This window comes from Acidovorax sp. FG27, assembly GCF_040365715.1.
In the GTDB taxonomy this organism is placed as follows: domain Bacteria; phylum Pseudomonadota; class Gammaproteobacteria; order Burkholderiales; family Burkholderiaceae_C; genus Paracidovorax.
Window position 1 is genome coordinate 817264 of the sequence record NZ_BAABVY010000009.1, and the last position, 26473, is coordinate 843736.

The 26473-nt window shown below is 70.0% G+C and carries 21 protein-coding genes and 1 pseudogene; 12 read left to right on the top strand and 10 right to left on the bottom strand.

Translation table 11 applies throughout. The annotated features are described in order from the left end of the window. The first annotated feature begins 35 nt into the window (after positions 1-35). Entirely contained in the window at positions 36-686 is a 651-nt protein-coding gene (locus ABWV53_RS10675) for a GntR family transcriptional regulator (RefSeq protein WP_353365659.1), read from the top strand. Positions 687-695: 9 nt separating this feature from the next. Here the strand turns inward: ABWV53_RS10675 and ABWV53_RS10680 are convergent, their stop codons facing one another. The 5 genes from ABWV53_RS10680 to ABWV53_RS10700 all read right to left on the bottom strand — a co-directional run bounded on the left by ABWV53_RS10680 (position 696) and on the right by ABWV53_RS10700 (position 6256). Then, complete coding sequence (locus ABWV53_RS10680) at positions 696-1682, bottom strand: Bug family tripartite tricarboxylate transporter substrate binding protein (RefSeq protein ID WP_353366694.1); 987 nt, start codon at positions 1680-1682, stop codon at positions 696-698. A 204-nt stretch (positions 1683-1886) separates the two neighbouring features. Then, entirely contained in the window at positions 1887-3347 is a 1461-nt protein-coding gene (locus ABWV53_RS10685) for a malonyl-CoA decarboxylase (protein ID WP_353365661.1), read from the bottom strand. Beyond that, complete coding sequence (locus ABWV53_RS10690; protein ID WP_353365662.1) at positions 3344-4033, bottom strand: GntR family transcriptional regulator; 690 nt, start codon at positions 4031-4033, stop codon at positions 3344-3346. The genes ABWV53_RS10685 and ABWV53_RS10690 overlap by 4 nt, the downstream gene beginning before the upstream one ends. A gap of 687 nt (positions 4034-4720) precedes the next feature. Continuing rightward, positions 4721-5548, bottom strand: coding sequence for a prolipoprotein diacylglyceryl transferase (lgt, locus tag ABWV53_RS10695; RefSeq protein ID WP_353365664.1), 828 nt, complete (start codon positions 5546-5548; stop codon positions 4721-4723). Positions 5549-5599: 51 nt separating this feature from the next. Further along, positions 5600-6256 carry a DUF1294 domain-containing protein gene (locus ABWV53_RS10700; protein WP_353365666.1) on the bottom strand — a complete coding sequence of 219 codons (657 nt, stop codon included), beginning with the start codon at positions 6254-6256 and terminating at the stop codon, positions 5600-5602. Positions 6257-6451: 195 nt separating this feature from the next. On the opposite strand from ABWV53_RS10700, the gene bfr reads away from it, so the two are divergent. Next, on the top strand, positions 6452-6931 hold the full coding sequence (bfr, locus tag ABWV53_RS10705) for a bacterioferritin (RefSeq protein ID WP_353365668.1): 480 nt from the start codon (positions 6452-6454) through the stop codon (positions 6929-6931). A gap of 211 nt (positions 6932-7142) precedes the next feature. Here bfr and ilvD read toward each other — a convergent pair whose 3' ends face one another. Then, the gene (gene ilvD / locus ABWV53_RS10710) at positions 7143-8999 is read right to left on the bottom strand and encodes a dihydroxy-acid dehydratase (protein WP_353365670.1); all 1857 of its coding nucleotides are present in this window, start codon (positions 8997-8999) and stop codon (positions 7143-7145) included. Between the two features lie 320 nt (positions 9000-9319). Next, positions 9320-9562 carry a TIGR04438 family Trp-rich protein gene (locus ABWV53_RS10715; RefSeq protein WP_353365672.1) on the bottom strand — a complete coding sequence of 81 codons (243 nt, stop codon included), beginning with the start codon at positions 9560-9562 and terminating at the stop codon, positions 9320-9322. A gap of 111 nt (positions 9563-9673) precedes the next feature. On the opposite strand from ABWV53_RS10715, the gene ABWV53_RS10720 reads away from it, so the two are divergent. Further along, positions 9674-9979 (top strand): c-type cytochrome, encoded by a 306-nt coding sequence (locus ABWV53_RS10720; protein ID WP_353365674.1) that lies wholly within the window; start codon positions 9674-9676, stop codon positions 9977-9979. Between the two features lie 231 nt (positions 9980-10210). On the opposite strand, the pseudogene ABWV53_RS10725 reads toward ABWV53_RS10720, so the two are convergent. Further along, a pseudogene (locus ABWV53_RS10725) lies at positions 10211-10657 on the bottom strand (LapA family protein); the annotation flags it as partial. Positions 10658-10871: 214 nt separating this feature from the next. Next, positions 10872-12905, bottom strand: a complete 2034-nt coding sequence (gene acs, locus ABWV53_RS10730) for an acetate--CoA ligase (protein WP_353365676.1) — start codon at positions 12903-12905, stop codon at positions 10872-10874. 246 nt (positions 12906-13151) lie between these two features. On the opposite strand from acs, the gene ABWV53_RS10735 reads away from it, so the two are divergent. The 9 genes from ABWV53_RS10735 (at position 13152) to ABWV53_RS10775 (ending at position 24888) form a co-directional block, all read left to right on the top strand. After that, the gene (locus tag ABWV53_RS10735) at positions 13152-13763 is read left to right on the top strand and encodes a TIGR00645 family protein (protein ID WP_353365678.1); all 612 of its coding nucleotides are present in this window, start codon (positions 13152-13154) and stop codon (positions 13761-13763) included. A 654-nt stretch (positions 13764-14417) separates the two neighbouring features. Then, complete coding sequence (proV, locus tag ABWV53_RS10740; protein ID WP_353365680.1) at positions 14418-15701, top strand: glycine betaine/L-proline ABC transporter ATP-binding protein ProV; 1284 nt, start codon at positions 14418-14420, stop codon at positions 15699-15701. Further along, positions 15698-16879 (top strand): glycine betaine/L-proline ABC transporter permease ProW, encoded by a 1182-nt coding sequence (gene proW / locus ABWV53_RS10745; protein WP_353365682.1) that lies wholly within the window; start codon positions 15698-15700, stop codon positions 16877-16879. Before proV ends, proW begins: the two co-directional genes overlap by 4 nt. Before the next feature lie 46 nt (positions 16880-16925). After that, positions 16926-17981 (top strand): glycine betaine/L-proline ABC transporter substrate-binding protein ProX, encoded by a 1056-nt coding sequence (proX, locus tag ABWV53_RS10750; RefSeq protein ID WP_353365684.1) that lies wholly within the window; start codon positions 16926-16928, stop codon positions 17979-17981. A 237-nt stretch (positions 17982-18218) separates the two neighbouring features. After that, positions 18219-18614 (top strand): hypothetical protein, encoded by a 396-nt coding sequence (locus tag ABWV53_RS10755; protein ID WP_353365686.1) that lies wholly within the window; start codon positions 18219-18221, stop codon positions 18612-18614. 118 nt (positions 18615-18732) lie between these two features. Beyond that, positions 18733-20364 carry an ATP-binding protein gene (locus ABWV53_RS10760; protein WP_353365688.1) on the top strand — a complete coding sequence of 544 codons (1632 nt, stop codon included), beginning with the start codon at positions 18733-18735 and terminating at the stop codon, positions 20362-20364. Further along, entirely contained in the window at positions 20361-21113 is a 753-nt protein-coding gene (locus ABWV53_RS10765) for a response regulator (protein ID WP_353365690.1), read from the top strand. The genes ABWV53_RS10760 and ABWV53_RS10765 overlap by 4 nt, the downstream gene beginning before the upstream one ends. 173 nt (positions 21114-21286) lie before the next feature. Beyond that, positions 21287-23392 (top strand): TonB-dependent receptor domain-containing protein, encoded by a 2106-nt coding sequence (locus ABWV53_RS10770; protein ID WP_353365692.1) that lies wholly within the window; start codon positions 21287-21289, stop codon positions 23390-23392. A gap of 221 nt (positions 23393-23613) precedes the next feature. Further along, positions 23614-24888: a DNA topoisomerase IB gene (locus ABWV53_RS10775; RefSeq protein ID WP_353365694.1), complete on the top strand. Its 1275-nt coding sequence runs from the start codon at positions 23614-23616 to the stop codon at positions 24886-24888. 26 nt (positions 24889-24914) lie between these two features. Here the strand turns inward: ABWV53_RS10775 and fumC are convergent, their stop codons facing one another. Next, complete coding sequence (gene fumC, locus ABWV53_RS10780; RefSeq protein WP_353365696.1) at positions 24915-26300, bottom strand: class II fumarate hydratase; 1386 nt, start codon at positions 26298-26300, stop codon at positions 24915-24917. Positions 26301-26473 lie beyond the last annotated feature (173 nt).

The window sequence follows — 26473 nt, forward strand, 5'->3', positions numbered from 1 at the left end:
GGCAGTCCGAGTCATCCGAAAAAACCCTGAGAGCCATGCCTGCCAGCCTGACGGACCAGGTGCGGGCCGCACTGGAAGAGGACCTGCGCACGGAGCGGCTCACCCCGGGCATGGCGATCAACGAAGGCGCGCTGGCGGCGCGCTTCGGCGCGTCCCGCACGCCGGTGCGAGAGGCCTTGCTGGTGCTGGTCGCCAAGGGACTGGTGGAGATTCGTCCCCGCGCTGGCATTTACGTGCGGCAACTGGGCACGCGCGAGATCGTGGCCATGATGGAGGGGCTGGCCGAGCTGGAGGGCGTGCTGGCCAGGCTGGCCGCCGGCCGCATCAATACCGCGCTGCGCGCCGCACTGCAGCAAGCGCTCGCCCGCACCCAAACCTGCGCGGAAACCGGCGATGCCAACGGCTACATGGCTGCCAATACGCAACTGCATGAGCTGATCTATGAAGCCAGCGGCAACGCCTTCATCGTGGAGCAGACGCGACTCGTGCGCCAGCGCATCGCGCCCTACCGGGGTCCCATGTTCGAAAAGCCCGGGCGTCTCGTTCGCTCGCAAGCAGAGCACGCGGCCGTGGTGGGCGCCATCTGCGCGGGCGACGCCGAAGCCGCCGCAGAAGCCATGCGCCAGCACATCACCGCAGGCGGGCGCGCATTGGCGGACATCGTGCTGACCATGCCAGTCGACTGATGCGCCGGATCACTCCAGCTTGGCGCCAGAGGTCTTCACCACCTGCGCCCAGCGCTTGACCTCTGCGTTCACGAAGGCGCCGAACTGCGGCTGCGTCATGCCGCCGAACTCGGCGCCGTTGCCGGCCCAGATGGTCTTGAGCTCCTCGGCCGTGCCCAGCTTGCGCACCTCCTCCACGATGCGCGCCTGCACGTCGGCGGGCGTGCCCTTGGGCGCCCAGAGGCCGTACCAGGTGGTGACGGTGTAGTCGGGCAGGCCGACTTCGGCCGCGCAGGGCACGTCGGGAAAGGCGGGGTTGCGCCGGTCGCCCGACACCATCAGCGCGCGGATGCGGCCGCCCTTGATGTGCGCGGCCGATGAGCCCAGGCCGTCGAACAGCATGTCCACGTTGCCGGAGATCAGATCCTGCAGCGCCGGGCCCGCGCCACGGTAGGGGATGTGCGTGATGAAGGTGCCGGTCTGGATCTTGAACAGTTCGCCCGCCAGATGGTGGGACGAGCCCGACCCGGCCGAGGCATAGTTCATGCGGCCGGGGTTGGCCTTGATCTGGTCGAGCAGCTGCGCCATGGTGGTGGCCTTCACCACCCGTGGGTTCACCACCAGCACCTGGGGCACGTTGGCCAGCAGCGCCAGGGGCACGAAGTCCTTTTCGATGTCGTAGTCGAGCTTGGGGTACATCGAGGGCGCGATGACGTGGTGCGTGCCGCCCATGAAAAGCGTGTAGCCGTCGGGCACGGCCTTGGCGGCGAAGCTCGCGCCCACCGTGCCGCCGGCGCCGCCCCGGTTGTCGATGATGAGCGGCTTGCCCAGCGCCTTGGCGAACTGGGCCGACAGCGGTCGGGCGAACGCGTCGGTGCCGCCGCCCGCCGGGAAGGGCACGACCAGCGTGACCGGCTTGGTCGGCCAGCCGGCGGCGCCCTGCGCCCAGCTGGCGCCGGCCGAGGCCCCGGCCAGCCCGGCGGCGCCCGCGGCGCGCAGCACTGCCCGGCGGGACATCGCCCCGCCGTGCGGCTGGCTCGATGAGCGGGCCGTGATGGAGCCTTCGCGGCCCGATGGTTGGATGGGATTCATTCCTTTTGTCTCCTGTCGTCTTTGTGGGCGTTCACGCTTTTTTGGGCAAGGAAGGCGCTTGTCGTCATGGCCCGGCCGTGGCTGGTGCGGCGCGCACCGCCCCTGGTGGAGGCGGCGTCGCGCAGCGGGTCAGCCACGGCTCAGGCTGTCGATGTCGCTGGACATCGGAACGCGGCCCTGCGCCAGCAGGCTGCGGTGTTTGTCGATCCGTTTCAGATCGTAGAGGTAGTTGACCATCAGCCCGTACGACTGCTTCTGGCCTTTGGGAGAGGGGTCGCCGGCCCAATTCAGGCGCTCGACCCGGGCGCCATTGCCCAGGTGGAAGCGCGCCACCGCATCCACCGGCTTGCCGCCCTCCATTTCGCGGCCCAGGTATCGGGCGGCGCATTGCAGCAGCAGCTGGCGCACGGGCGACTTGGCCGGCAGCTCCAGCGCCTTGTCGGCCGCCGCCAGCACATGGGCCGCCTGCGGCGGCTCGAAGCCGACGGCGCGGCCGAGCTCGGCGCGGCGCTTGTCGTCCAGCGCGTCCAGCGCGGCGGCGCAGTGCTTGCCGAACCAGGCCCGGAAGCCGGGAATGGGAGAGAGCGTGGCGAAGGTGCGCAGGCGCGGGAATTCGACGGTGAGCGTCTCCACCACGTGCTTGATGAGCGAATCGCCGAAGCTCACGCCGCGCAGGCCGGTCTGCGTGTTGCTGATGGAATAGAAGATGGCCGTGCTGGCGCGGGCAATGTCCACCGGCTCGGCCGATTCGTCCAGCAGCGGCGTGATGCTGCTGGAGATGTCGCCGAGCAGCGCGACCTCCACGAAGATCAGCGGCTCGTTGGGCAGGCGGGGGTGGAAGAAGCCATAGCAGCGGCGGTCGCTGTCCAGCCGGTTCTTCAGGTCCGCCCAGCTGCGGATGTCGTGCACCGCCTCGTACTTGATGAGCTTTTCCAGCAGCGACGCGGGCGAGTCCCACGACAGCGCGCGCAGCTCCAGGAAGGCGACGTCGAACCAGGTGGAGAACAGGTGCTCCAGCTCCGCGTCAAGCGGCAGCAGGCGTTTGTCGCTCTTCAAGAGCGGCAGCCACTCCGCCCGCAGGTCGAGCAGGAAGCGCATGCCCTGCGGGAACACGGCGAAGCGCTGCAGCAGCCGGGTGCGGGGCGACACCAGGGCGCGGCGCAGGTGCATCTCGGCATGGGCCTCGTCCTCGGTGCCGGCGGCGGCCTCGTGGCGCTGGCGGGCGGTCTTGACCTGCTCGGCGTCGGCCGAGAACTGCTCGCACATCAGGAGCCACATGTCGCGGCGCTCCTCGGGCTTGGCCTGGGCGTACCACGCGGCCACGGCCTCGGCGCGGCGCCCGCCTTCCACTTCGCTCACCTGGGTGGCGGCCACGCCCTGCAGATCGGCCAGCAGCCGGCGCAGGGCGCGGGGCGACAGGCCCTCGCCCGCCCGGCGCAGGGTGGCCGCCAGGCGCTCGTGGGTGGACCGGGGCGCGGGCGGCTTGGCGCGCGGGCCGCTGCCGCCGCCGGCGTCGGTGGCCTCGGTCTTCGGGTCGGCGGGGCGCAGGCGCGGGACGGTGCGAGAGATCCAGGTGGAAGCGGCGTTCATGGTGCGATCCGGGAGTGGTGGTTGCGGGCGATGTCGCGCAACGCATCGCGTTGCGCCAGGACGTGGTCACGCATCGCCTGCTCCGCCGCGGCGGCGTCGCGGCACTGGAGGGCGGCGAACACGGCCAGGTGCTCCGACAGGCTCTGCTGCAGCCGGCCGGGCACGTGCAGCGTCTGATGCCGCGCCAGCCGCAGGATGCGCCGCAGATCGCCGATCACCTGCGCCAGCCAGCGGTTGTCGGCCAGCGTGATGAAGGCTTCGTGGATGGCGTAGTTGGCGTCGTAGTAGTCGTTGATGCGGCCGGCCTCGGCGTGCTCGCACAGGCGCTGGTGCAGCACCTGCAGCGCGGCGATGTCGGCGCTGCCGGCGCGGTCGGTGGCCTCGTGCGCGGCCCGGCCCTCCAGCAGGGCGATGACAGGGAAGATTTCGTCCAGGTCGCGCTCGGTCACCTCGGCCACGAAGCAGCCGCGCCGGGGCTCGTGGCGCAGCAGGCCTTCGGCCACCAGCACCTTGAGCGCCTCGCGCAGCGGCGTGCGAGAGATGGCCAGCCGCTCGCACAGCGCCACCTCGTCGAGAAAGCTGCCCGGCGGCAGCGCGCCCGCGAAGATCTGCTCGCGCAGCCGCTCCGCCGCCTCCTCATGCAGCGAGGGGGCCTGGGACCGGACGACGGCGAGTGCAGGAGTCATGGGCAGGAATTTCTTGGACTGGCGGCGGCGTTAGGCGTAGCCGGCCGCTCCTACGGACCAGACATCGCGTCAAGGCAATCGGCTTGCCGGAAGCTGCGGGTGCAGCGGCCCGTCATTTCGAGTAATTTTTCATAATTATGAAGAGCGGTCAAGCGTGTGCGGCACGCATGGCCTGCTGGGTTACCCGCATGCGATCCGTGATTTACGGGAGTGCATGGGTAGCCTCCCCAGGCCCGCGTGGCTGGCAAGGTGGATCAGTCGTCATTGCAACGAGATGCGCCGCAGCCGCCGCTTCCGGAGCGCTGGTTTCCATCACTCACGTTCGCCTGCCTGATGATCCATGCCGGACTCATGAGCATCGACGTGGCAGGCCCGTGGCAGATCACGGCATCTGCCAACGGCGAATTGAGCGCGCTGACGGTCGTCGCCGGCCACCCCGCTGGCCGTCCACCACATGTCGCACGAACGCAGCGCGGCGCAGGCACCGATGGAGCTGCGCAACGGCGCCACGGCCGTGGCCCTGTCTTTCGGTTCGGCCGCCTTGCTGGCCAGCGCGGGCTGGACAGCCGTCGACGTGGCCGCCCTGCCCCGGCTGGCGCTGGCCTGCGCCGAGCCGTGCCGTGCCGTGGGTGCGCAACGGCCAGCGGCGCAGGGCCTGAGCCGCTGGACGCGCGGCCCAGCGCCGGCTCAGGCAGTGCGTGGCACGGCCGGACCCTGGCGCTGCGCCCAGGCCCACATCGCCACGCCGGCGACGATCATCGGCACGCAGAGCCACTGGCCCATGCTCATGCCCAGCGACAGGATGCCGAGGAATGCGTCGGGCTCGCGGAAGTATTCGGCGATGAAGCGGAAGACGCCATAGCCCACCAGGAAGGCGGCCGACACTTCCCCCAGCTTGCGGCCGCGCCGCGCGTACAGCCAGAGCAGCACGAAAAGCAGCAGCCCCTCCATCAGGAACTGGTAGATCTGCGAGGGATGGCGGGGCAGCATCGAGCCGCTTTGCGGAAACACCATGCCCCAGGGCAGCGCGGGGTCGGCGAAGCGCCCCCACAGCTCGCCGTTGATGAAGTTGCCCACGCGGCCTGCCGCCAGGCCGGTGGGCACGCAGGGCGCGATGAAGTCGGTGACCTGCAGCCAGGGGCGCCGGCGCGAACGGGCATACCAGGCCATCGCGACGATCACGCCCAGCATGCCACCATGGAAGCTCATGCCGCCCTGCCAGATGTAGAAGATCTCGAGCGGGTGCGAGAGGTAGTAGCCGGGCTTGTAGAACAGGCAGTAGCCCAGCCGGCCGCCCACCACCACGCCCATGACGCCCAGAAAGAGGATGTCCTCCACGTCCTTGCGCGTCCAGGCCCGGTCGCCGGTCATGGAGGCATAGGGCGGGTGCCGAAGGCGGCGCATGCCCAGGAACATGAAGAGGCCGAAGGCGGCCAGATAGGTCAGGCCGTACCAGTGAATGGCGAGCGGCCCCAGTTGCAGGGCCACGGGGTCGATGTGCGGATACATGAGCATGGTGGCCGGTATTGTGCCCGGCGACCATGCCCCTGCCGGGAGCCGCTGGCATCAGCGTCCGAGCACTTTGCCCCACTGCAGGCCCATGGCTTGCCCATAGGGGCTGGCCAGCCACGCGAAGCCCACGGCGTTGACCACCACCGTCACCCAGAACACGGCCAGGAACGCGGCCTTGGCCGATTTGTGCCACAAGACCTGGTGGGCCACCAGGGCGCCCGGCCAGCCGCCGACCAGCGCCAGCAGGTGCAGCGTGCGCTCGGACACCCGCCACGCCCCCGCCTGGGCGGCCGACTTGTCCACCGCGTAGACGATGAAGGTCACGAGGCTGGCCAGCGGATACAGCGCCAGCAACCAGCGGGGCGGATGGCCAAGCGCATAGCCCGCGATCAGCATGAAGACGAAGGCCGGCAGCGCAAGCCGGCTGACGGTGCTCCACGCGGGTGGTTGCCTGGGCGCGTGCCGGGTGGCCCGGGTGGGCTGGCCGGCCTTCTGGCGCGATGCCTTCGCCGCCGGCTCGACACGCACCGCGCGCTTCCTGCCTTCCCGGCCCGGCGCCACCTCGAAGCTCACGCGCTGGCCCGGTCGGGGCCGATCCCCCGGATGGCGAAAGTCCTTGATGTGCACGAAGACCGGCTCGCCGCCGGCCGCCGGCCGCCGGCCCGATAAAACCGTAGCCGCGTTCGTCGTTCCAGGATTGCAGGGTGCCATCGAAGCGCATGGAAGGTGGTGCCGCCGCACGGGGCGGAGCGATGAAGGAGGGGCCGATTCTGTCGCACGCAAGGCGCCCTCCAACGCGAACGCTTCTGATCCGCGTAGGCATGCAGAGCGGCAGGCCGGGGGTTTGCGCGACAAAGGCAGGCCGAACCACGATACTCCCTGCTCAACAACCTAGAAAAAAACACCATGCAAGGGAACCCCCAAGTCGTCGAATACTTCAAGGATCTGCTGCGCGGCGAGCTCGCCGCGCGCGACCAGTACTTCGCGCATTCGCGTCTTTACGAAGACATGGGCCTGGCCAGGCTCTACACGCGGCTGAACCACGAAATGGAAGAAGAGACGCAGCATGCCGACGCGCTGCTGCGCCGCATCATCTTCCTGGGTGGCCGGCCCGACATGCGGCCCAAGGAATTCACGCCCGGCGTCACCGTGCCCGAGATGCTGCGCAAGGACCTGGACACCGAATACGAAGTGCGTGCCGCGCTACAAAACGGCATGGCCTTGTGCGAGAGCGTGGGCGACTACGTGAGCCGCGACCTGCTGCTGGTGCAGCTGAAAGACACCGAGGAAGATCACGCCTACTGGCTGGAAAAGCAGCTGGGCCTGATCGAGCGCATCGGCCTGCCCAACTACCTGCAGTCGCAGATGGGCGGCGATTCCGTATGAAATGCCGACCGCGCGCTTGATTCCAAGGCGCGGACAGCTATCAAAAACATAGCGATATGAAAAGAGTGGCTCCACGATAGAAGGCACGCGAACGACGCGCCTTGATGAAAAAGCCGAAAAAGAAGAAAGCCGCACCTGGCGACAGGTGCGGCTTTTCTTTTGGGCGCCCACGCCTGCCGCCGGTACAGGCGCCGGCGGCGGGGCAGGTGCTTCAGTCGAGCAGCGAGAGATCGCGCACGGCGCCCTTGTCGGCCGACATCACCAGCTTGGCATAGGCCTTGAGCGCGGCGGACACCTTGCGCGGGCGGGGCTGGGCGGGCTTCCAGCCAAGGGCGTCCTGCTCGGCGCGGCGGCGGGCCAGTTCTTCGTCGCTCACCAGCACGTTGATGGTGCGGTTGGGAATGTCGATGCGGATGCGGTCGCCATTGCGCACCAGGCCGATGGCGCCGCCGGCTGCCGCTTCGGGCGAGCAGTGGCCGATCGACAGGCCCGAGGTGCCGCCCGAGAAGCGCCCGTCGGTCAGCAGCGCGCAGGCCTTGCCCAGGCCCTTGGACTTGATGTAGCTGGTCGGGTAGAGCATTTCCTGCATGCCGGGGCCGCCCTTGGGGCCTTCGTAGCGCACGACGACGATGTCGCCGGCCTTCACCTTGTCGGCCAGGATGTTCTCCACCGCCTCGTCCTGCGACTCGGTAACGTGCGCCGAGCCTTCGAACACGTGGATGGATTCGTCCACGCCCGCCGACTTGACCACGCAGCCATCCACCGCGATGTTGCCGGTCAGCACGGCCAGGCCGCCCTCCTTGCTGAAGGCGTGGTCGTAGGAGCGGATGCAGCCCTCGGCCCGGTCCAGGTCCAGGCTGGGCCAGCGGGTGTTCTGGCTGAACGCCACCTGCGTCGGAATGCCGGCGGGGCCCGCCATGTAGAAGTGGCGCACGGCCTCGTCCTGCGTGCGGGTGATGTCCCACTGGTTCAGCGCATCGCCCAGCGTGGGGGCGTGCACCGTGGGCACGTCGGTGTGCAGCTTGCCGGCACGCTCGAGTTCGCCCAGGATGGCCATGATGCCGCCGGCGCGGTGCACGTCCTCGATGTGGTACTTGTTGGTGTTGGGCGCGACCTTGCACAGCTGCGGCACGACGCGCGAGAGGCGGTCGATGTCGGCCATGGTGAAGTCGATCTCGGCTTCGCGGGCGATGGCCAGCAGGTGCAGGATGGTGTTGGTGGAGCCGCCCATGGCGATGTCCAGCGTCATGGCGTTCTCGAACGCCTTGAAGCCCACCGCGCGCGGCAGGATGCGCTCGTTCTCCTGCTCGTAGTATTCCTTGGCCAGCTCGACGATGCGGCGGCCGGCGCGCTTGAAGAGCTGCTCGCGGTCGGCATGCGTGGCCACCACCGTGCCGTTGCCCGGCAGCGACAGGCCCAGCGCCTCGGTCAGGCAGTTCATCGAATTGGCGGTGAACATGCCCGAGCAGGAGCCGCAGGTCGGGCAGGCGGAGCGCTCCACCTCGGCCACGTCGGCGTCGGAATAGCGGTCGTCGGCGGCGATCACCATGGCGTCGACCAGGTCCAGCTTCTTGAATTCGATGGTCTTGGTGACGGGATTGGCCAGGCGCGTCTTGCCGGCTTCCATCGGGCCGCCGGAGACGAAGATCACCGGAATGTTCAGGCGCATGGCGGCCATCAGCATGCCGGGCGTGATCTTGTCGCAGTTGGAGATGCAGACCATCGCATCGGCGCAGTGCGCGTTCACCATGTACTCGACCGAATCCGCGATGATGTCGCGGCTGGGCAGCGAGTACAGCATGCCGTCGTGGCCCATGGCGATGCCGTCGTCGACGGCGATGGTGTTGAATTCCTTGGCGACGCCGCCGGCCGCCTCGATCTCGCGGGCCACGAGCTGGCCCAGGTCCTTCAGGTGCACGTGGCCGGGCACGAACTGGGTGAACGAATTGACCACGGCGATGATCGGCTTGCTGAAGTCGTCGTCCTTCATGCCGGTGGCGCGCCACAGCGAGCGGGCACCGGCCATGTTGCGGCCGGCGGTGGAGGTCTTGGAACGGTATGCGGGCATGGTGGGGCTCGGGGAGAAAAAACGCGGGGTGGAAAACGAAGGGGCCGTGAATGGCGGCCGCCGTGCGCCCGTGCGAACAACCTCTTGAGCCGCGCCCTGGGCAAATGGAAACCGTAGCGAATTATCTACGACACCCTCGGGCGCGCCCCGGGCTGCGGCGATATCTCCCTGCGCGCTGGGGATGGCGCAGCGGGCACCCCTCTGGCGACACGCATAAAAACCACCCTCGGCGCCCGCCATTCAAGCGCATGAAGCTATTAAATCAATAGCAACCAGGAAAGGCGCCGGCGTGCGCGGTGGGGCGCGGGCGCGGCGCTCCGTCAGCGCCGGTTGCGCGGGCGAACGCCCAATGCTTCCTTCTGCCGCTCGAGCCGGTCGCGCTTGCGGTCTTCCATCTTCTCCATGGCCTTGCGCGCGGAACGGCCCGACGCGTCGGACCAGGTCCACCACACCACCGCCACGCCGAAGGGCACCAGCACCCACCACCACGACCAGGCGGCGACGGGGCCGATCTCCAGCCACTTCAGCACAACCAGCAACAGACCCAAGCCCAAGGCATACATGGCGAATCCCCCGTGGTGCCGCCGGCGAAGCGGGCACCTGCCCGTCAACCGCGATCACTACAATTTCATTGAATCCAATATAAACGACGTCTCAACCCGCAGGACACCCCGATGAAGCGCACCACGATCCTTTTGGCCCTGGCCTTGTCGGCCGCGGCACCCGCCATGGCCGACCAGGCCCTGGCCACCTCCAAGAACTGCATGGCCTGCCACGCGGTGGACAAGAAGCTGGTCGGCCCTTCGTACAAGGACGTGGCCGCCAAGTACGCCGGCCAGGCCGGCGCGGCCGACAAGCTGGCCGTGAAGATCATCAAGGGCGGCTCGGGCGTCTGGGGGCCGGTGCCCATGCCGGCGAACGCCCAGGTCAACGAGGCCGACGCGAAGAAGCTGGCCAACTGGATTTTGTCGCTCAAGTGATTCGCAGCCGACCGCCTCGGCCGAACCCCATCCAAACAAAAGCCGCCGGGTGCTGATCGCGCCCGGCGGCTTTTTGCTATGAGGCACCGGCCCGCTACCGGGCCGAGGCGGTCAGATGCGCAGTTCCGGATCGGCGCGCAGCGTCGGGTCGGTGGGGTAGACCGGCGGCGTGGCGTGTACCGGAGCCACACCGGGCGTCACGGCCTGTGCCATGGGCGTGCCGGTGACGCCGCGGTGGCGCAACTGGTCTTCCAACTGCCCCACGTAGGCCGCGGTGGCATTGTCGGATTCCTGCACGCGGGCGGCCAGGCGCGATTCCAGCGCGTCGATGCGCGCCAGCAGGGCGTCCTGGCTGGTGCGGTAGTGGCCGTCCAGGTAGGTGCGCAATTCGGTGAAACGCGAGGCCTCGGCCTTGTCGGCCAGGTCGCGCTGGGTGGCCATTTCCTTGGTGTGGCGGCGCGTTTCCAGCAGCACGGCGCCCTGCAGCCACAGCACGTAGGCAAGGAAGAACACGGCCAGCAAAATGGTCAGCGCCAGCATCACCAGGCCGAGTGGCGCCTGGATGGAGGTGACGCCGAGCCAGATCTGCGTGGGCGTCGAAAGCGTCGTCCAGTTCAGCGCGGCCAGCGCGCCGATGGCGACCACGATGAGGACGAGGATGATGCTGCGGAAATTCATGATTGTGGTTCTCCCATTGCACAGGCTGAGTGAGGCGCCGGCGGGCCCGAAGGCAGGGCCCGCGGCGTGCGGTGCGCAGGTTGTAACCCAGGCTGCGGGCTCGAGGCGCCGCGGCGGGAATGGTTCCGGCGCCGTCCTACAGGGGGTGCGCCCCATGAAGAAAGCCGCCCTGGGGCGGCTCGGGGCCTGAGGGCAGGCGGCGGGGCCGCCTAGTTCAGTTGGCCTGCGCGAGCTGATCCAGGATCGCGGGGTTCTCCAGCGTGCTCGTGTCCTGCGTGATGGCCTCGCCCTTGGCGATGGAGCGCAGCAGGCGGCGCATGATCTTGCCGCTGCGGGTCTTGGGCAGGTTGTCGCCGAAGCGGATGTCCTTCGGCTTCGCGATGGGGCCGATTTCCTTGGCGACCCAGTCGCGCAGTTCCTTGGCGATGGCCCTGGCCTCGTCGCCCGTGGGGCGCGAGCGCTTGAGCACCACGAAGGCGCAGATGGCCTCGCCCGTCAGGTCGTCGGGGCGGCCGACCACGGCGGCCTCGGCCACCAGGTCGGTCTTGGAGACGAGGGCCGACTCGATCTCCATCGTGCCCATGCGGTGGCCCGAGACGTTCAGCACGTCGTCGATGCGCCCGGTGATGCGGAAGTAGCCCCGGTCGGCCCCGGAGCCGGAGGGTCCGCCAGCGGACCGCACCGCGCCGTCGCCCGCCAGGTAGTAGCCCTTGAGCTCCTCGGGGAAGTAGCTCTTCTTGAAGCGCTCCGGGTCGTTCCAGATGGTGCGGATCATGCTGGGCCAGGGGCGCTTGATGACCAGGATGCCGCCCGTGCCGTTGGGAATGTCGTTGCCCATCTCATCCACGATGGCGGCGGTGATGCCCGGCAGCGGCAGCGTGCAGGAGCCCGGCACCAGCGGCGTGGCGCCCGGCAGCGGGGTGATGACGTGGCCGCCGGTCTCGGTCTGCCAGAAGGTGTCCACGATGGGGCAACGCTCGCCGCCCACGTTCTTGTGGTACCACATCCAGGCTTCCGGGTTGATGGGCTCGCCCACGCTGCCCAGGATGCGCAGGCTCGACAGGTCGGAGCTGGACGGGTGCACCGCCTTGTCGGCCTCGGCCGCCTTGATGAGCGAGCGGATGGCGGTGGGCGCGGTGTAGAAGATCGACACCTTGTGGCGCTCGATCATCTGCCAGAAGCGGCCGGCGTTGGGATACGTGGGCACGCCCTCGAAGACGACCTGCGTGGCGCCCGCCGCGAGGGGCCCGTAGGCCACGTAGGTGTGGCCGGTGATCCAGCCGATGTCGGCCGTGCACCAGAACACGTCTTCGGGCTTCAGGTCGAAGGTCCAGTCCATGGTGAGCTTGGCCCACAGCAGGTAGCCGCCGGTGGCGTGCTGCACGCCCTTGGGCTTGCCGGTGGAGCCGCTGGTGTAGAGGATGAAGAGCGGATGCTCCGCGCCCACGGGCACCGGGGCGCAGTCGGCGCTCTGGCCGGCCAGCGCTTCATCGAAGGTCTTGTCGCGGCCCGCCACCATGTGGCAGGCGGTGGCCGTGCGCTGGAAGACGAGGATGCTGCGGATGGTGTCGCAGCCGCCCATGGCGATGCCTTCGTCGACGATGGCCTTCAGGGGCAGCTCCTTGCCGCCGCGCATCTGGTAGTTGGCGGTGACGACGGCCACCGCGCCCGCGTCGATGATGCGCTCCTGCAGCGCCTTGGCCGAGAAGCCGCCGAACACCACGCTGTGCGTGGCGCCGATGCGCGCGCAGGCCTGCATCGCCACCACGCCCTCGATCGTCATGGGCATGTAGATAAGCACGCGGTCGCCCTTCTTCACGCCCTCGGCCTTGAGCGCGTTGGCGAAGCGGCCCACGCGCTCCAGCAGTTCCTTGTACGTGACCTTCGTCACGGCGCCGTCGTCGGCCTCGAAGACGATGGCGGTCTTGTGCTCGACCGGCGTGCCGATGTGGCGGTCCAGGCAGTTGGCGCTGGCGTTCAGCTCGCCGTCGGCGAACCATTCGAAGAACGGCGCCCTGGACTCGTCCAGCGTGCGGGTGAAGGGCTTGGTCCACTGCACGTTGTCCCGGGCCAGGCGGCCCCAGAACCCTTCGAAGTCGCGCTCGGCCTCGGCGCACAGGGCCTCGTAGCCGGCCATGCCCGACACGCGGGCCGCGCCAGCCAGCGCTGCGGGGGGCGGGAACACGCGGTTTTCCACCAGCACGGATTCGATGGTGGACGAAGAAGGCGTCGCGGCGGGGGCTGTCATGTCGTTGTCTCCTGGAGTCGGTATGTCGGCGGGATCGAGAAAATTCTGGCCCGTACTGTCGAGGGCGGCACTTACAGGCTACTGACGGGGAGAGCTTACCGACAAAACACCCGCCGGCGGGCGCTGCGCCGCTGCCGCGCAACCCCGTCGTGCGCCCGCCCGGCACACGCCGCCAAGGGGTCATGGCCACCCCCTAGAATGCCGTCCGGCCCGACCTTCCACCCATTATTTCTGCCCCCATCCGCCATGGCTTCTCCCCGTCATTCCGACCCCGATCGCGCGGTCGCGCCGCTGCGCCCCCTGCCGGCGATGATCTTCGCCAGCCGCTGGCTGCAGCTGCCCCTGTACCTGGGCCTCATCGCCGCCCAGGGCGTCTACGTGTGGCATTTCCTCGTCGAGCTGTGGCATTTGATCGAAGCCGTCTTCGGCAACCAGCAGGCGCTGCAGGCGCTGGTCAACAGCATCGGCTACAAGCCCGGCTACGAAATCACCGCGCTGAACGAGACGGTCATCATGCTGGTGGTGCTGGCGCTGATCGACGTGGTGATGATCTCCAACCTGCTGATCATGGTGATCGTGGGCGGCTACGAGACCTTCGTGAGCCGCCTGGGGCTGGACAAGCACCCCGACCAGCCCGAATGGCTGGGCCACGTGAATGCGTCGGTGCTGAAGGTGAAGCTGGGCCTGTCGATCATCGGCATCAGCTCCATCCACCTGCTCAAGACCTTCATCAACGCCGCCAACTACGACGTGAAGGTGCTGATGTGGCAGACCATCATCCACGTGGTGTTCCTGCTGTCGGCCATCGCCATCGCGTACACCGACAAGCTGCTGAACGTGTCGCACGAGCGGCATTGAGCTCGGGGCGCGGCCAGCGGGTGGAAATCATGGCCTTTTCACCCCCTGGCGCCCGTCCCATATGGACCTATAGCTATCAATAGCATAGCTAAAGCCCTCACGTGCGGGCGGCGGACGCAGCCACCCGCGCACGGGAGTAGCACAGGCCTGAAAAACCTGTGTTTTGACACAAACACACGCAATTCCTATACTTCGGCGGTGTTTTACAACCTGCCACGCAGGTAATTCGCCCCCGCACGCTGTCGGGTGCGAATGCCAGTCCAGGCTGCCCCGGCAGCGGCGCACGTGCCGGCACGTGCACCCGCCCTGCCGCCTGGCAAGGGAGCCGGCCACCGCCGCCTCCCCGCCCCAGGCACCCGCCTTCGCCGATCCCGCCGGACGGCGGCTGCGGGCGCCGGGCACAGGCCCTTGCGCACCACCTCGCGTGCCATTCGGGCCGACGGCCACCTTCGTCGTGGCCGACCTCCATGACTGCCGTGCGGCGTTCGCGCCGTCCCACGGTGCCGCCCGTGGCGTTTCGCCCGGGCCGCAGGCGTTGCCGCAAGGCACGTCGGCCGCTGCATTCCGCAGGCGCTCGCCGATCCGGCGGGGGCCGCGGCCGGCGCCGGGCAGTCCGTCCCACCACCGATTGACGAAACAGAAAGGACCGCCCCTTTGGCCAAGCAAATCATCATCGACCGCGTGTTCAAGGTGTTCGGCGACTCGCCCGAAGACGCCCTGCGGCTCGTGGGGCAAGGCGTCAGCAAGCAGGACATCCTGGCCCGCACGGGCCACTCCATCGGCGTGTTCGACGCCACCTTCACCATCGAGGCGGGCGAGATCTTCGTGGTGATGGGCCTGTCGGGCTCGGGCAAATCGACCCTGGTGCGCATGCTCAACCGGCTGATCGAGCCCACGGCGGGCCGCATCGTGGTCGATGGCCAGGACATCAACGCGCTGAGCGACCGCGAGCTGCGCGCCCTGCGCCGCAAGGACATCAGCATGGTGTTCCAGTCCTTCGCGCTGATGCCGCACATGACGGTGCTGGACAACACCGCCTTCGGCCTGGAGCTGGCCGGCGTGGACCGCGATGACCGCCGCCGCCAGGCCGCGCTGGCGCTGGAGCAGGTGGGCCTGGCCGCCTGGGCCGAGAGCTACCCCGACGAGCTGTCGGGCGGCATGCAGCAGCGCGTGGGGCTGGCGCGGGCGCTGGCGTCGGACCCTTCCATCCTGCTGATGGACGAGGCGTTCTCCGCGCTGGACCCGATCATCCGCACCGAGATGCAGAGCGAGCTGCTGCGGCTGCAGCAGGTCCGGCGCCGCACCATCGTCTTCATCTCGCACGATCTGGACGAGGCCATGCGCATCGGCGACCGCATCGCCATCATGAAGGACGGCCAAGTGGTGCAGGTGGGCACGCCCGACGACATCCTGCGCAACCCGGCCGACGACTACGTGCGCAACTTCGTGCGCGGCGTGGACGCGGCCGCCGTGTTCAAGGCCGGCGACATCGCCCGCAAGCGGCTGACCGTGGTGCGCGAGCACACCGACCGGGGCTGCCGCCCCGCGCTGCAGCTGATCGAGGGACACGACGACAACTTCGCCTACGTGGTCAGCCCCGCCAAGCGCTACCTGGGCACGGTCTCGGCCGATTCGCTGCGCGCGGCGCTGCACGGGCATTCCGGACCGCTGGGGCTGCAACACGCCTTCATCCCGGAAGTCACGACCATTCCTTCGGACGCGCCCGTGGCCGAGCTGTTCGGCCAGGTGGCCCAGGCGCCCTGCGCGCTGCCGGTGGTCGATGCCGACGGGCGCTTTCGCGGCGCGGTGAGCAAGACCACCCTGCTGCGCTTTCTGGACCGCGACACGCCGCCCGTGCCGCCCAGCCCGCCGCCGCAGGACCTCGCCACCGCAGCAGCCGCCATGCCCACCGCACAACCAGAAAGGAGCCCCGCATGAATCACGAAGACGCCACCCTGATCGCCGCACCGCAGGCAGCCCCGGGCCCTGCCCTGCCGCCTGAGGCCAGCACGTTCGTGGACCCCTGGGCCGCCACCGCATCGGCCGCCGATGCGCCGCGCGACTGGCTGCAGGCGCCCGCCGACGCCCTGGGCGGCGCGGCAGCGGGCGACGGCGGCCTGCACCTCGGCCGGCTCTGGGACGGCTCCCTGCCCGTCGAGGCCTGGATCAACCAGGGCCTGGGCTGGGCGGTGGAGCACCTGCGCCCGCTGTTCCAGACCGTGCGCGCGCCCATCGACGGCACGCTGCGCTGGGTGGAAGGGCTGCTGACCAGCCTGCCCACGCTGGCGATGATCGCGCTCGTCGGCCTGCTGGCCTGGCAGTTCGCCGGACGGGCGCTGGCCGTCGGCACGGTGCTGTCGCTGATGGTGGTGGCGCTGCTGGGCATCTGGCCCGAGGCCATGGTCACGCTGTCGCTGGTGCTGACCTCGCTGGCCTTCTGCTTGGCTGTCGGCCTGCCGCTGGGCATCCTGCTGGCCAGCAGCGACCGCGCCCAGCGCGTCATGCGCCCGTTGCTGGACGCCATGCAGACCACGCCGGCCTTCGTCTACCTGGTGCCGGTGGTGATGCTGTTCGGCATCGGCAACGTGCCGGGCGTGGTGGTCACCATCGTTTTCGCCCTGCCGCCGCTGGTTCGGCTGACCAACCTGGGCCTGCGCCAGGTGCGGCCCGACCTGATCGAGGCCTCGCGTGCCTACGGCGCCTCGCCCCTGCAGATGCTTGTGAAGGTGCAGCTGCCGCTGGCCATGCCGTCCATCATGGCGGGCGTCAACCAGGCGCTGATGCTGTCGCTGTCGATGGTCGTCATCGCCTCGATGATCGCCGTGGGCGGCCTGGGCCAGATGGTGCTGCGCGGCATCGGCCGGCTGGACATGGGTCTCGCCACCGTGGGCGGCCTGGGCATCGTGCTGCTGGCCATCACGCTGGACCGCATCACGCAGTCGCTGGGCCGGCCGCGCCGGGGCGCGCGCCACTGGTGGCAGACCGGCCCCGCCGGCCTGGTGGCCCGGCTGCTGCCGGCGCGCCGCGCCGCTGCCGCTGGCGCCACCCCGGCCCCGCTGCCGGTCGATGCGCCCGCCGCCCCCGCCGCCGCCCTGCTGGCCGGCGCCGCACGCTGAGCGCGGCCCCACGCCCCGACCCGATTCGAGAAAGGAACACCCATCGATGCATTCGCACCCACTTCCATCCCACCGCCCGGCGCGGCGCCGACTGCTGGCCGCCGCCGCCCTCACCCTGGGCCTGGCCCTGAACGTGGCCGCGCCCACCGCAGCCCACGCGCAAGCGCTGCAAGACCTGCCCGGCACGGGCATCACCGTGCAGCCGCTGCAAAGCTCGCTGGCGGAAGAGACCTTCCAGACGCTGCTGGTCAACCGCGGCCTGGAGCGCCTGGGCTACACCGTGCAGCCGATCCGCGAGATCGAGTACGCCACCGCCCATGTGGCGATTGCCAACGGCGACGCCACCTTCATGGCCAACCACTGGGATCCGCTGCAGGCCGACTTCTACCGAAACGCCGGCGGCGACGCCAAGCTGTGGCGCAAGGGCTTTTATTCCAGCAATGCGGTGCAGGGCTACCTCATCGACCGCAAGACGGCCGAGGCGCACGGCATCACCCGCCTCGACCAGCTGAAGGACCCGAAGATCGCCGCCCTGTTCGACACCAACGGCGACGGCCGGGCCGACATGACCGGCTGCACGCCCGGCTGGGGCTGCGAGGGCGTGATCGAGCACCAGCTGACCGCCTTCGGCCTGCGCGGCACCGTCACCCATGTGCAGGGCAGCTATGCCGCGCTGATGGCCGAGACCATCGAGCGCTTCAAGCAGGGGCAGCCCATCCTCTACTACACCTGGACGCCGTACTGGGTCAGCAGCGTGCTGCGCCCGGGCGAAGACGTGGTGTGGCTGCAGGTGCCGCATTCCGCGCTGCCGGGCGACCAGTCGAGCATCGATACGCAGCTGCCCAACGGCAAGAACTACGGCTTCATCGCGAACCACCAGCGCATCGTGGCGAACCGCCGGTTCATCGAGGCCAACCCGGCAGCGGCGCGGCTCTTCGAGCTGATGCGCCTGCCGGTGGCGGACATCAACGCGCAGAACCTGGCCATGCGGGACGGACAGAACCAGCCCGCCGACGTGCAGCGCCATGCCGACGGCTGGATCCGCGCGCACCAGCGCACCTTCGACGGGTGGATCGAGCAGGCGCTGGCGGCGGCGAAGTAGCGCGCACGGCGCCCGACGGGGTGGGCGCCTGCGGTCCGATTTTGCAAGCCAAATCGGCCTCCCGCGCTTGATCCACCGGCGCGTTCAGCTATCGAAAAAATAGCATTCGCACCCGGGTGATCCAGCGCCCGTGCCCCGGCGGGGCGCGGAACCTTCCGCTCCAATTTTTCTCCTGGATTGCCCGGCACATTCGCCAGGAAAGCTCTGCACCACAGCAACGAACGAGGAGGACACGCCATGCATCGCACCGCTCCCGCCGGCCGCGGCACCCCGGCCGCGCGCCGCACCACCGACCACGCGGCCACCGCCCTGCTGGAGCGCCCGGCGCCGCTGCTGTCCACCTTCCACATCACCCTGGCCGCGCTGTGGCTGGGCCTGTCGCTCATCGCCATGGCGGCCTCCACGGCGATGGCGCAGCAGCCGCTGGAGGGCCGGCGCGGCCCGCCGCACGAGGCCTTCGCCGCCTGCGAGGGCCAGGCCGAGGGCGCCGCCGTCACGCTGGCGCTGCCGGACGGCAGGACCGTGGCTGCCACCTGCCTGCCCACCCCCAGCGGCGCGCTCGCCGCACGACCCGCCGGCGGCCCGCCGCCCGGCGGGCACGGCGGCCCCGGCCCGCGTCCCGCCGCGCCGTGAGCGGCATGCGCCGCCCAACCGTCGGTGCAGCCGGTGCAGCCGGTGCAGCCGGTGCCGCCAGCGCCGGCGCGCCGTGGCAAGCTATGGCGATGTTCCGCGCCGCCCTCACTCCCCTGCCATGAGACACCTCACCCTGCAGCGCAAGGCCTTCCTGGCGCTCTCCGCGCTGATGGCGCTGATGCTGCTGATGTTCGTGGGCCTCTCGCGCCTGGGGCTGCAGCGCGGCATGGGCCCCTACGTCGCCGAGATCGAGCTGGCCCGCATGGACTGGTTCGCCGTGCGCCTTCAGCACCTGCACGCCCAGCACGGCGGCTGGCAGACGCTGCGCACCCAGCCCGACCTGTGGCTGGACCTGCGCCGCCCCGAGATGCCCGGCACCGCCGTTTTCGGCCCCAGCTCGTCGCCCGCCACCATCCCCCTCACGGCCAGCCGGCCGCTGCTGGACGACTGGGTGGTCGACCCTCGGCCCTCATCGGGCGGCACGGGCCTGCGGCCGCCGCCCTACGGCGCGGTGCCGCCGCCCTGGGCGCTGGGCGACGGCGGCGGCGCGAGCCGGCCTGAAGTCCTGCCGCCCAGTCAGGGCGGCGGGGCAGGCGGCACGCGGATGGCACCCTTTTCCGACGGGCTCTCCCAGCGGCTGGGCCTGATCGACAACGACCGCCAGCTCATCGCCGGCACCCCGCCCCAGCCCGGCCACGCCCGCACCGTGCTGCGCAATGCCGAGGGCCGGCCCATCGGCCAGCTGGTGCTGTCGCCGCCGCTGGTGCTCGAGCGCGAAGCCGACCAGGCCTTCCTCGGCCAGCAGCTGGTCTTCGTGGTGTGGACCGGCGCGGCGGGCCTGGCCTTCGCCCTGGTGCTGTCGTGGTGGCTGGGCCGGCGCTGGCTGGCGCCGGTGGGCGCCCTGGTGGCGGGTGCGCGCAGCATCGCGGCCGGGCGGCTCGACACGCGCGTGGCCGCGCAGGGCGGCCATGAGCTGGCGCGGCTGGTGGACACCTTCAACCACATGGCCGAGCAGCTCGCCAGCATGGAGGCCTCGCGCCGGCAATGGATCGGCGACGTGGCGCACGAGCTGCGCACGCCGCTGGCCGCCATGCGCGCCGAGATCGAGGCCGTGCAGGACGGCGTGCGCCAGTTCGACGACAACACCGCCCTGCGCCTGCACCGGCAGGTGATGCGCCTCACGCACCTGGTGGGCGACCTGCGCGCCAGCCTCGATGCCGACGGCAGCGGCCAGCCCGGCGCCACCGACCCGGTGCACCCGCTGCCCCTGCTGGCCGAGGCCGTCGCCTCCATGCAGCCGCGCTTCGAGCAGGCCGGCGTGGGCCTGCAAGCCGGCGGGCTGGCCGGCAGCGGCCACCAGCAGCCCCTGGTGCGCGGCGACGCCCAGCAGCTGCACCGCGTGTTCCTCAACCTGCTGGAAAACAGCCTGCGCTACACCGACCGGGGCGGCCGCCTGGAAGTGACCGCCGCGGTGGAACGCGGCGACGGCGCGCGGCCCGTGCTGTCGCTGCGCTTCGACGACACCGCGCCCGGCGTGCCGGCGCCGGAGCTGCCGCGCATCTTCGAGCGGCTCTACCGCGCCGAGGCCTCGCGCACCCGCGCCCACGGCGACCGCGGCGGCTCGGGCCTGGGCCTGGCCATCTGCCGCGCCATCGTGCAGGCGCACGGCGGCCACATCGGCGCCGAGGCCTCGCCGCTGGGCGGCCTGCGCATCCACCTCACCCTGCCCTTGCTGGAAAGAACCGCATGACCCCTGCCCAACCACCCGCCCGCATCCTGGTGGTCGAAGACGACCAGGACATCGCCGACGTGCTGATGGACTACCTGCGCCACGCCGGCTATGAAGCCGAACACCTGGCCGACGGCACCGCCGCCGTGGCCCGGCTGACGCAGCCCGGCGCCGCCCGCCTGCCCGACCTGACCGTGCTGGACGTGATGCTGCCCGGCGCCGACGGCCTGACCGTGCTGCGCGAGGCGCGCCGCGTGACCCAGGCGCCGATCATTTTGCTGACCGCCCGGGTCGAGGAGGTGGACCGCCTGATCGGCCTGGAGCTGGGCGCGGACGACTACATCTGCAAGCCTTTTTCGCCCCGCGAGGTGGTGGCGCGCATCAAGACCGTGCTGCGGCGCACCACCCAGGCCGTGCCCGACGTGGCCCGCCAGAGCACGCTGACGCTCGACGAAGTGCAGTGGCAGGCGCAGATGCGCGGCGAGGCGGTGCCGCTCACGCTGCGCGAATTTCGCCTGCTGCAGGCGCTGGTGCGGCACAGCGGGCGCATCTTCTCGCGCGCGCAACTGCTCGACATGGCCTACGACGACACGCTGGATGTGAACGAGCGGGCGGTGGACAGCCACGTCAAGAACCTGCGCAAGAAGCTCAAGGCGGCGGACGGGCGCGACCACGACTGGATCCGCTCGGTCTATGGCGTGGGCTTCGCGTTCGAGCCGCCGCCGGACGAGGCGGTGGACGCTGCGCCCCCGCCCGCGCAGCCGTCGTAGGCGCGCGCCGCGAGGAAGCCGCCATCGGCCTCCGCCGGGGGTGCGGTGAGCGGTAAGCGGTAAGCGGGCGGCTTCGGTCCAGCCCAGGTGCAGGCCGCATGAAGGTACGACAAAGATGCAAATGCGAGTTGTTATCATTCTCGTCCTTTTGCTTGACTTCAGGACCGTTGTCGATGACCCATACCTTCTCGCTGCGCCCCCTGGCGGCGGCGGCCGCTTTCGCCTGCGCCGCCCTCGCCGCCCCCGCACACGCCCAGCCCACCGCCGAATCCGCCCCGCCCCAGGCCGCTGCCGGCGGCGGTTCCACGCCGGCGAACCCGGCGCTGTCGACCGTGGTGGTCACCGCCTCGGGCGCGGCGGTGGACATCAAGGAGGCGCCGGCCAGCATCAGCGTCATCACGCGGGAGGACATCGAGCGCAAGCCGGTCACCAGCATCGGCCAGCTGCTGGCCACCGTGCCGGGCGTGACCGGGGGCCTCTCGGGCACGGGCGCGCAGTCCAAGATCCGGCTGCGCGGCCTGCCGGAGAAGTACACGCTGATCCTGGTGGACGGCCAGCGCCAGGGCAATTCGGCCGGCGTGAACTACCGCGACGACCTGGGCCAGCAGGACCTGGACTGGATCTCGCCCGAGATGATCGAGCGCATCGAGGTGGTGCGCGGCCCGATGTCGTCGCTCTACGGCTCCGACGCCATGGGCGGCGTCATCAACATCATCACCCGCAAGATCGGCACGCACTGGACGGGCTCCACCACGCTCAACTTCAGCAAACCCGCCGATTCGGAGCGGGGCGACACGCGGCAGTGGGGCTTCAACCTCAGCGGCCCGCTGGCCGAGCGGTTCGGCCTGCGGCTGGGCGGCAACTTCACCGAGCGCGCCTCGGACGAATCGAACGGCGGCTTTCCCGGCACCTATCTTTCCACCGCCGGGGCGCGCAACCAGAACCTGAACGGCCTGCTGAACTGGCAGCTGACGCCCGACCAGCTGCTGTCGTTCGAGGCGGCGCAGGGCACGCAGCGCGCACTGGGCTCGGACACCGCCAATGCCGCTGGCAACCCGGTCGTCAGCCCCTGGGGACTGGCCAGGTTGCAGCACACCAAGCTCGGCATCGGCCATGAAGGCCGCTGGGGCGCGGCGCGCAGCAAGCTCAACCTGGTGCGCAACGAGTACGAGGACAAGGGCAACACCATCGGCAACCACTCGCGCGAGACCGTGCTGGACGGCCGCTTCGACGTGCCGGTGCCGCTCCTGGGCCTGGACCAGGCGCTGACCGCAGGCTTTCAGTGGAAGCGCGAGGAGCTGGACAACCACGACACCATCGGCGTGGCGCCCATCGACTATGCGGGCAACCGGCTGGGCGGCTCGGCCCTGTCGGCGACGACCTGGGCGCTGTTTGCCGAGGACAGCATCTTCCTGCGTGAGAACCTGGCGCTCACGCTGGGCCTGCGCATGGACCACCACGACCGGTACGGCACCAACTGGAGCCCCCGCGCCTACCTGGTCTACCACCCCGAGGCGGAATGGACGGTGCGCGGCGGCGTCTCGCGGGGCTTTCGCGCCCCGGGGCTGAAGGAGAACTCGCCCAATGCCGCCACCCAGTCGGGCGGCAACGGCTGCCGCAGCCTGGCCGGCCGGGGCTGGACCAGCGCCAGCGTGAATGCGGACGGCACCCGGGGCTGCTACATGGCGGGCAACCCGAATCTCGAACCCGAGACCAGCACCAACTTCGAGTTGGGTACCAGCTGGGACCGCGCCGGCTGGTCGCTGGGCGCCACCTACTTCCACACCGACTTCAAGAACAAGATCGACTACCAGCCGCTGGGCTTCTACAACGGCTTCTGGTGGACCCGCATGGAAAATGCCCAGCGCGCCCGCACGCGCGGGGTGGAGGCCACCGCCAATGTGCCGCTGGCGCCCGGTCTGGACTGGAACACCAACGTCACGCGCATGTTCGAGTCGAAGAACCTCACCACCGGCGCATCGCTGCTCGCGGTGCCGCGCCTGACGGTGTATTCGGCCCTGCAGTGGCGCATCAACGCGGCCTGGAACGCGGTCGTGAGCGCCCGCCACACCGGCAAGGAACTGCTGACCAACGGCACCGCCGCCAACTTCGCCAAGGCCTACACCACGGTCGACCTGTCGGCGGGGTACGCGGTGAACGAGTCGCTCACGCTGCGCGCCGGCGTCGTCAACCTGACCGACAAACAGACGCGGGAGCTGGGCAGCAACTACGACAACGGCGGGCGCACCTACTTCGTGGGGTTGACGGCGCGGTTCTGATGGCAAGACCAGGGCAGCGCCATTTGCTATATCTTTCATAGCGCATTGCGCTTATAAATCAAACGGTTCGGCCCGATTGGGGCATGCAATTTCGCCATGCCGGCGCCGTGGGGCCTGGGCGGGCAGCCAGGTTCCCACCCGCGCTGCGGACCCGCGCCTACACGGGCCGGCGCGGGCTTGCGGTGTGATGGGCCACCTCCCCTTGCTGCCCCAAGCACCGTATGCCCACCCAGTCCCGCGACAGCGCCGCACCCCCCGATGCCGCCAAGGCCGCCCCGCCCCGTCCGGGTACCCGCCTGGCCGGCGGCCTGATCTACGTGAGCGTGGACATGCCAGGCCTGACCCGCGTCCTGAAGGGCGAGTCGTTCGCCTTTCGCAAGCCCGACGGCTCCTGGGTGAAGGACGAGGACGAGATCGCCCGCATCCGCAAGCTGGCGATTCCGCCGGCCTACACCGACGTGTGGATCTGCCCTAAGCCCAACGGCCACCTGCAGGCGACCGGCCTGGACGCCCGGGGCCGGCGCCAGTACCGCTACCACCCCGAATGGCGGCGTGTGCGGGACGAAGACAAGTTCGAGCGCATGCGCGCCTTCGGGCAGGCGCTGCCGCGCATCCGCGCCCGCGTGGCCCGCGACCTGAAACCCCGCCGGGGCGAGCCCGCGCTGTCGCGCACCGTGGTGCTGGCCACCATCGTGCGGCTGCTGGACACCACCTTCCTGCGCGTGGGCAACGAGGAATACGCCGCCACCAACAAGTCCTATGGCCTGACCACGCTGCGCAACCGCCATGCCGGCGTGCGTGGCAGCACGCTGACGCTGCGCTTTCGCGGCAAGAGCGGCGTGGAGCAGGAAGCGCGGCTGGACGACCCCCGCGTGGCCCGCGTGGTGCGCCGCTGCCAGCAGCTGCCCGGGCAGGAGCTGTTCCAGTACGAAGACGCGGACGGCCAGCGCCACGCCATCGGCTCGAGCGACGTGAACGACTACCTGCGCGAGATCACCGAGGGCGCCCGCCGCTCGGCCAGCCGGGGCGCCGATGGCGGCGACCTGCATTTCACGGCCAAGGACTTCCGCACCTGGCACGGCACGGCCCAGGCGCTGGAGCTGACGCGGCTGGCCTGCACCGGCGAGGGGGGCGCGGCCTCGTACAGCGCCAAGGCCATCCTGGTGGAGGTGGCGCGGCAGCTGGGCAACACGCCGGCCGTCTGCAAGAAGTCCTACGTCCACCCCGCCGTGCTGGAGCTGGGCACCCGCCTCGCGTCGGACGCGGGGCCGGGCATGCAGAAGGTGTGGGACCGCATCGGCGGGGAAGGCCCGGCACCGCGCGGGCTGACCGCGCCCGAGCGCCGGCTGCTGGCCTTCCTTCGGCGGCCCATGCCGAGTGCGCAGAAGGCCCGGGCCCAGGCCGCCCCCAAAGCGGCGCCCCGCCGGCCGGCTGCATCGCCGACGGTCCGTGGCGCCCAGCGCCACCGCCAGGCAACCGCCGCCGCGGCCGCCTGAACCCCTCGGCGCCGGGCGCCGAGGGCTCAGCGCCCCACCATCGCGCCGGGCACCACCCACTGGTCGAACTGCTCGGCCGTCACATGGCCCGAGGCGATGGCCGCCTCGCGCAGCGACGTGCCTTCCTTGTGCGCCTTCTTGGCGATAAAGGCGGCCTTGTCGTAGCCGATGTGGGTGTTGAGCGCGGTGACCAGCATGAGCGAACGGCCCACCAGGTCGGCAATGCGCTCGCGGTTGGGCTCGATGCCCACCGCGCAGTGGTCGTTGAAGCTCACCATGCCGTCGGCCAGCAGGCGCACGCTCTGCAGGAAGTTGTGCGCCACCATGGGCCGGAACACGTTCAGCTCGAAGTTGCCCGAGGCGCCGCCGAAGTTGATGGCCACGTCGTTGCCGAAGACCTGCGCCGCAAGCATGGTGACGGCCTCGCTCTGGGTGGGGTTCACCTTGCCCGGCATGATCGAGGAGCCTGGCTCGTTCTCTGGGATCGACAGCTCGCCGATGCCGCTGCGCGGGCCGCTGGCCAGCCAGCGCACGTCATTGGCGATCTTCATCATGCTGGCCGCCAGCGTCTTGAGCGCGCCGTGCGCATGCACCAGCGCATCGACCGAGGCCAGCGCCTCGAACTTGTTGGGCGCGGTGACGAAGGGCAGGCCGGTCAGCTCGGCCAGCTCCCGGGCCACGCCTTCGGCATAGCCCTTGGGCGCATTCAGGCCGGTGCCGACGGCGGTGCCGCCCAGCGCCAGTTCGTACAGGTGCGGCAGGGCGTCGCGCACGTGCCGCTCGCCGTGCGCGAGCTGCGCCACCCAGCCTGAGATTTCCTGGCCCAGAGTCAGCGGCGTGGCGTCCTGCAGATGGGTGCGGCCGATCTTGACGATGTCGTCGAACGCCTGGGCCTTGGCCTCCAGCGTCGCGCGCAGCCGGGCGATGGCGGGCAGCAGCCGGTGGGTGAGCGCCTCCACCGCCGCCACGTGCATGGCCGTCGGAAAGACGTCGTTGCTGGACTGGCTGCGGTTCACGTCGTCGTTGGGGTGGATCAGGCGGCCCTCGCCGCGCTCGCCACCCAGGATCTCGCTGGCGCGGTTGGCCAGCACCTCGTTCACGTTCATGTTGGTCTGCGTGCCGGAGCCGGTCTGCCACACCACCAGCGGAAATTCGCCCGGGTGCCGGCCGGCGATCACCTCGTCGGCCGCGGCCACGATGGCGTCGGTCTTCCTCGCGTCCTGCAGACCCAGCGCCTGGTTGACCTTGGCGGAGGCGCGCTTGACCTGGGCCAGCGCCTTGATGATCTCGCGCGGCTGCTGCTCGCCCGAGATGTCGAAGTTCTGCAGCGAGCGCTGGGTCTGCGCGCCCCACAGCTGCTGGGCGGGGACTTCGATGGGCCCGAAGGTGTCACGTTCGATACGGTGGTTCATGTGCGATCAGCTCCTGGAGTGAAGACGTTGGGGGGTGAACGGGGTGGCTGCGCGAAGCCTGCAGGCCACGGTCGGCGGCGCCTTCCGGGCGGGCCACCTGGCGCGAACCGCACCGCGCTGCAGAGCGACGCGTCGAGTTCATTCAGGACGTTGCAGCCGCGACGACACTACAA

Coding starts and splice junctions, on each gene's coding strand:
- ABWV53_RS10675 (WP_353365659.1), top strand. CDS start 36: ATGCCTGCCAGCCTGACGGACCAGGTGCGGGCCGCACTGGAAGAGGAC.
- ABWV53_RS10680 (WP_353366694.1), bottom strand. CDS start 1,682: ATGTCCCGCCGGGCAGTGCTGCGCGCCGCGGGCGCCGCCGGGCTGGCC.
- ABWV53_RS10685 (WP_353365661.1), bottom strand. CDS start 3,347: ATGAACGCCGCTTCCACCTGGATCTCTCGCACCGTCCCGCGCCTGCGC.
- ABWV53_RS10690 (WP_353365662.1), bottom strand. CDS start 4,033: ATGACTCCTGCACTCGCCGTCGTCCGGTCCCAGGCCCCCTCGCTGCAT.
- lgt (WP_353365664.1), bottom strand. CDS start 5,548: ATGCTCATGTATCCGCACATCGACCCCGTGGCCCTGCAACTGGGGCCG.
- ABWV53_RS10700 (WP_353365666.1), bottom strand. CDS start 6,256: ATGGCACCCTGCAATCCTGGAACGACGAACGCGGCTACGGTTTTATCG.
- bfr (WP_353365668.1), top strand. CDS start 6,452: ATGCAAGGGAACCCCCAAGTCGTCGAATACTTCAAGGATCTGCTGCGC.
- ilvD (WP_353365670.1), bottom strand. CDS start 8,999: ATGCCCGCATACCGTTCCAAGACCTCCACCGCCGGCCGCAACATGGCC.
- ABWV53_RS10715 (WP_353365672.1), bottom strand. CDS start 9,562: ATGTATGCCTTGGGCTTGGGTCTGTTGCTGGTTGTGCTGAAGTGGCTG.
- ABWV53_RS10720 (WP_353365674.1), top strand. CDS start 9,674: ATGAAGCGCACCACGATCCTTTTGGCCCTGGCCTTGTCGGCCGCGGCA.
- acs (WP_353365676.1), bottom strand. CDS start 12,905: ATGACAGCCCCCGCCGCGACGCCTTCTTCGTCCACCATCGAATCCGTG.
- ABWV53_RS10735 (WP_353365678.1), top strand. CDS start 13,152: ATGGCTTCTCCCCGTCATTCCGACCCCGATCGCGCGGTCGCGCCGCTG.
- proW (WP_353365682.1), top strand. CDS start 15,698: ATGAATCACGAAGACGCCACCCTGATCGCCGCACCGCAGGCAGCCCCG.
- proX (WP_353365684.1), top strand. CDS start 16,926: ATGCATTCGCACCCACTTCCATCCCACCGCCCGGCGCGGCGCCGACTG.
- ABWV53_RS10755 (WP_353365686.1), top strand. CDS start 18,219: ATGCATCGCACCGCTCCCGCCGGCCGCGGCACCCCGGCCGCGCGCCGC.
- ABWV53_RS10760 (WP_353365688.1), top strand. CDS start 18,733: ATGAGACACCTCACCCTGCAGCGCAAGGCCTTCCTGGCGCTCTCCGCG.
- ABWV53_RS10765 (WP_353365690.1), top strand. CDS start 20,361: ATGACCCCTGCCCAACCACCCGCCCGCATCCTGGTGGTCGAAGACGAC.
- ABWV53_RS10770 (WP_353365692.1), top strand. CDS start 21,287: ATGACCCATACCTTCTCGCTGCGCCCCCTGGCGGCGGCGGCCGCTTTC.
- ABWV53_RS10775 (WP_353365694.1), top strand. CDS start 23,614: ATGCCCACCCAGTCCCGCGACAGCGCCGCACCCCCCGATGCCGCCAAG.
- fumC (WP_353365696.1), bottom strand. CDS start 26,300: ATGAACCACCGTATCGAACGTGACACCTTCGGGCCCATCGAAGTCCCC.